The organism is Escherichia sp. MOD1-EC5950 (genome assembly GCF_002965345.1).
Taxonomy (GTDB): Bacteria; Pseudomonadota; Gammaproteobacteria; order Enterobacterales; family Enterobacteriaceae; genus Escherichia; species Escherichia marmotae.
Window position 1 is genome coordinate 1 of record NZ_PTSR01000059.1, and the last position, 5,353, is coordinate 5,353.

At 49.5% G+C, this 5,353-nt stretch carries 4 protein-coding genes; all 4 read right to left on the bottom strand.

Features of this window, described 5'->3' with window-relative positions; genetic code table 11:
• Window positions 1–552: complement resistance protein TraT (gene traT, locus BEA93_RS23780; protein WP_105267680.1), on the bottom strand; the 552-nt coding region annotated here is incomplete at its 3' end.
• Window positions 553–623: 71 nt separating this feature from the next.
• Window positions 624–1,517 carry a hypothetical protein gene (locus tag BEA93_RS23785; protein ID WP_105225241.1) on the bottom strand — a complete coding sequence of 298 codons (894 nt, stop codon included), beginning with the start codon at window positions 1,515–1,517 and terminating at the stop codon, window positions 624–626.
• A 13-nt stretch (window positions 1,518–1,530) separates the two neighbouring features.
• Entirely contained in the window at window positions 1,531–4,383 is a 2,853-nt protein-coding gene (gene traG, locus BEA93_RS23790) for a conjugal transfer mating-pair stabilization protein TraG (RefSeq protein WP_105267681.1), read from the bottom strand.
• Window positions 4,383–5,353: conjugal transfer protein TraH (locus tag BEA93_RS23795; RefSeq protein ID WP_236942902.1), on the bottom strand; the 971-nt coding region annotated here is incomplete at its 5' end. The genes BEA93_RS23795 and traG, both read right to left, overlap by 1 nt.

Below are 5,353 nucleotides of genomic sequence, written 5' to 3' on the forward strand. Positions count from 1 at the left end.
AGTCGTCACCTGCGCGGAAGTGCGCTCTGCGATCTGCACATCAGTTACCATGGTGTAGTTGATATCTTCCACCATCGTATCAGCCGCCATTCCCACAAGGCCGGCAGCCAGTCCTACCCCCAGCGTGGCACCGGCAGAATTGGAGTTATAGGCTGTAATGCCTGCCCCTAACGCCGCAGCCTGAACAGCGCCCTCGTACCCCCGACTCAGAAAGCCCTGCGCTTCCCGCAAATCCATTTTATCGGCTTTCAGTACGTTCGCCTGAATCCAGTAATGCGCATCGGCAGGATTATTCACGATACGATAGCCTTTCGCCTGCACCTGGCTGTTAATTTTTCCCTGAAGGCCACTCATGTCCTTATCGGAAGTATTTTTGATTTGCAGATAAACGGTGCGATCCGTGGAAGGTTCAAGCCAGATGGTTTCACTCATCTGGGTTTTGACTTCCAGATTACGCTTTTTAATTGCAGTGCTCATCGCACCACAGCCAGAAAGGAGAAACGCCCCCAGAACAACCGCAGCGATAAAGTTATTTTTACGATTTAATAACATAGATTTATCCTTAAACGAAAAACAATTGCTGATAACACCTCTGGGTTATCGCATGAATCGTACCTGTATTTTTACCAACGGTCATCCCAGCAATGATTATCGTGACTGTGATGATAATCATCTAAATGATATTGATCATCATAAAAATGGGATGTTGTACCAAAAACATCTCCGTTAATATCAATCGTATCATTCATCATTGGTAGCCCTGATGCAGGATTGAAATTCATTATCCCGAATTCATTATTCTCCAATAACGAAGATGTGGCCGAATCATTTTCAAATGGCAAGGATGTAACTGAACCAAATTCAAATGACATATGATCATCATAAAGTCCAGAGACTCTTCCCACAACATTACCATTCGTATTAAATGAATCATTTGCCATAGAGAAACCAGTTATCGGATTAACTCCATTATCACTGGGGCGCGACGTATTTCCTTTTGAATACCGTTTCCCCCACAGATAAAAAGAGACAATTCGAACAAAATTACCAGGATATAGTTTTCGCACTTTATAAGAAAAAATGCATGTAAATATCGCACCAGATAAGGCGAACGCAGCCCCTGAGAAAAGGACAAATTGCAGTTCAACCCCAACAGCGACAGCGATAACGACCAGGGCCACCCTGCAGGCAGATAATACACAACGTTTTTTTAACTGTTCTGATTTTGAAACAATATCCGTTTCAGGCTCTATTTTCATAAGAACACGTTGAATAGAGGATGTTTCTCCCAATTCACCAATTGTAATAACCGCAGAAAACAAATGGACAATTGAAGCGTATACAAGAAAAATGAAATATCTTTCAAAGTTAATAAAAACGGCAGGCAAAATCACAATAAGAGATAACATCATACAACATGCTGTTGCCTGTACACCGAATTTACAACTTGGCCATATACGAGGCCTGTCATCTTTCCAGTTAAACGTTTTTAATTTTTCAGTTAATAGCCTGGACATAACTCTCTCTTTCTTATTTATCCTTCCACTTTGCAGCATCCCTCAGACGTTGCATATTCTCTTCATCTTTATCTGAGTTCCATCCAAATTTCTGTTCTGAGCGCTCCTGCTTCAATGCTTCGTTATACACACCTTCACTCTCCTTATGCTGTTCTGCAAGTGTGTTCCGTTGTGTCTTCAGTTCCTGCTGAGATGATGCCATTTCCTGCTCATTTTTCAGCACCTGCGATTCCACAGTTTGACGAGTATCACGCACCTGTTTCTGGATCTGCTCTGCACGCTGAACCGATGCGCCGGAAGCTCGTTGCTGCATATCAGCAAAATTCTCTGCATACGCTCGCTTCAGGTCACTCTGCATATCAGATGTCGGCGCAACACTGCCCATGCCTTCTGAAGCCCGCAACCGGTTTTCCCTGAATTCCTGCTCCAGCTGGGGTTTCAGTTTCTCATCCACAAATGCCTGTGCCAGTTGTTCCCGCTCCGCCCGCAGTGACGGATTTCCGGCATCGGTCAGCACGGTCGTGGCACGTCCCGGTGCAGACTGATGCACATAGTTAACAAACTCCTGACTGTAGTTGCTGTTAATACTCGCGCTGTTATTCTCTGCGTAGCTGGCCATCTGAGCATATTCATGGCTGCGGTTAAGTGCATCATTATACTGCTTAATCTGGCTCTGCAAATCGCTCAGGTTGCTGGCCAGTTGCTCAGACAGGGACGAAGAGGCATTGTCAGTATGGCTGCTGTTATCCGTCGTGCGATGGTTATTAATGACATCCATGGCATCACGCACATCTTTTGTTTCCTGTGCGGTCAGGCTACGGTCATGCCCTGTTTTTGAGCTGATATCTGAATTAATTCCATGAGACGACCTGTCGGAGCCTTTATAACTGAAATCAGCCTGAGCTTTGGCACTGAGAAAACCAAACAGCTTATCTTTACCAACACTTCCTGATACACCAGCAGTAAAGTTGCCACTTTGAGACTTATCCAGCACCTCCGTAACCGCTTCAGACGTACTGATACCGGCACGTTTTGCCAGTGAATCAGCCACGCTGTTCAGTTTGTTGATGGCCTGCGTCAGTGTGGTGGCCCGGCTGCTGTCAGCACCGCTTACCACTGTATCGCTGTTGCCCCGCTGCTGCGCCCACTGCGTCAACTGACTGCCGACCAGCTGGCTGCCATGACTGATGCTGTTACTGAGACTCTGCACCTGGCTTTCCGCCTCGCGCTGTTGCGCCTGATAGCTGCTGCTCAGCATACGGCCAAACTGGATATCCGTCGCCAGACTGGAAATCGCCGATTTACCATCATGCAGAATGCCCCCGCCTGCTGTTTTTGTTGTTGTCGCACCGCTGGCATGCTGGGTCAGCATCTGACCGTCACGCACGGACTGGTTGGTGTCCCATTTAAAGCCGGAGACGTTCTCCATCTGCATGTTGTTAAACGCCCACGTACCGTCTGCGGCCTGAGAGGCAGCAGACGAGGCTGTGCTGTTAATGGATGAGCCCAGATAGTTCCCTGCCTGTGAAACCACGCGCCACAGACCAAACACCAGACCGGCAGCAATAAACGGAATCGAATTTGACAGCCAGGCCGCCATCAGCCCGATATCACTGTGAGTCTGCTGGATGGTGTTCAGATTCGACAGGGAGAAATTCATCCCCTTCGTTTCGCCTTTCAGATAAAACGCCATCGCGTAGTTCAGAATGGCATACAGTGGTGGCCAGCTCTGCAGATAAACAAGGGAGAACACATAGCCTTTCAGCACCGGCAGTGTCAGACCATGAATGGTGGCCAGCAGAATGATTATCGGAAACATCCCGACCAGCATGGCCATCAGGACAGTATGCATCACCGGCACAAATGTGGCCGCCAGCCCACCTGATGCTGCCCAGCTGAGGCGCATTTTGCTGTTCGATGACTGGTCTGCCATATTCACCAGGCTGGCGACGTTGCCGCTGGCTGCCGTATGGGTGGTGATACCCTGTTTTATGGCATTCATCACCACATTCTGGCGCAGAATTTCACTGGCATCCCGTCCGCCCTGATAGTAGAAGCCATAGCTGTCCGCCATCATCAGACCGAACAGCGTATCGGCGCTGGCACGGGGGCCAATGAAGCGGTTAACATAATAATCCCAGGTCTTTCCGCCCTTTGTCGTATCCACTTTCAGTTCACGCTTCAGCACGTTGTTGGCCAGCGCCTCACAGGTCTGGAATCCTGCCTGTGCCAGGCTGTTGCCACGTGGCACAATCACGCCACGCAGCGGGCTGGGTTTGCGGAAGATGATTTCATAAGGGTCGGATGAGTGCATCAGTTCAGCCATGCTGTACTTGTGCGACAGCATAATGTCGCCGATTACACACTGCTGCACATACTCGCTCAGCAGCATGGCCAGGTCACCGTTCTGTGCCACCACATCCGTGGTGTTGGCCATCAGTGTGGCACCAAACAACATACCGGTTTTGCTGTAGGCCACAGAGTCCGGGGTATGGAACACGGAGTCATAAATTTTCGTCAGGGAGCCACCAATACTGGTGATAAACCGGAACGGCACCGACAGCCCGGTCGGCACATTATCCACCCGCAGCACCAGTGTGGGATTCGTCATATCGATGATATGCACGGTACGTTTCGGAATAACCAGCACACTGGTTATCAGAATGAACACCGCAATAAACTTCAGCACTTCCTTCGGGTCATGGCCCCGGATATAAACGAAGAAGAGTGCCATCGCGGAGAAGAATCCCACAATATGAAACAGGGAGTCCCATGTGGATGTGCCGATAAGCGTGGCCACGCCATTAAATGCCGCCTGAAAGAACTCACCGCCACTCATGACATAAACGGTATCCACCATGCTCATCAGTTACCTCCTGTCGTCAGCTGTGCAGAAGATACAGATGTATAGTTCAGGTTCTGCTCATAACGACTCATCAGTTGCGCGGATACCTGCTGACGCAGATAACCCATGCGCTGCTCCAGCTCCATCAGAGTGTTCGCCTTCACATCCACCTGAGCCTGCAGCCCTTCCAGCTGGCGGGAGGCTTCAGAGAAGTTCTCCCGTAACATCTTCATCTGCTCTTCCGGGAAGTTTTTACTGCCGGCCTGCACCCGGGCCTGACTCAGCAGTTCGTTCAGGTACTGCAGCAGGATGTCATAGGCAATGTAATCGGAAAGTGACGGGTAGAAAGTGGAGATGTTCAGCATCTGCGGGTCCACCAGGTAACGCAGAATGGGCACACTGGTGCTTTCAATAAACCCTTTTTCCTGGCTGGTCAGCGGGTCATCACTGACCAGTTTGTCAGAGATATTCTTTATCATGTTCTGCACACGCTGGTTCAGACTGTTGTTCTGACTGACCGTCACTGTGCGGTTGCGTGTCTTGAGACAGTCCCCCGTGGATGTACAGCCAAAGATAGTGGCCTGTCCGCCATACATCAGTGCCCGGATAAGTCCCTGGTGATTAGCCTGCGGCCCGATAAACTGGATTTCGCCTTTATCATCAAAAATCAGCGTTCCGGTAACGTTCATCACCAGCTCCATCAGCTCGGTGTTACCGTTCATCATGTCGTTCTTCTTCAGAATCTCCCACATCAGATTCTTATTACGCATCACCTGGTCTTTCATGTTTTCCGGTGCCTTATCCAGCACCTTATTCATCTGGCCACCTACCGTGCATCCCTGCCTCGAGGCAGCCCAGTCAGAGAACATATTGGTTTCACCGGCAATGTCCTGACAGATTTTCTGGGACTGTACTGTCACGAACGGTGCAATAGTGATCCACACCCAACGCCTGAAATCAGATCCAGGGGGTAATCTGCTCTCCTGATTCA

What these genes read in the sequence shown, in the direction of transcription:
- traG (WP_105267681.1), bottom strand. Translation starts at nt 4,383, where the DNA reads ATGAGCATGGTGGATACCGTTTATGTCATGAGTGGCGGTGAGTTCTTT.
- BEA93_RS23785 (WP_105225241.1), bottom strand. Translation starts at nt 1,517, where the DNA reads ATGTCCAGGCTATTAACTGAAAAATTAAAAACGTTTAACTGGAAAGAT.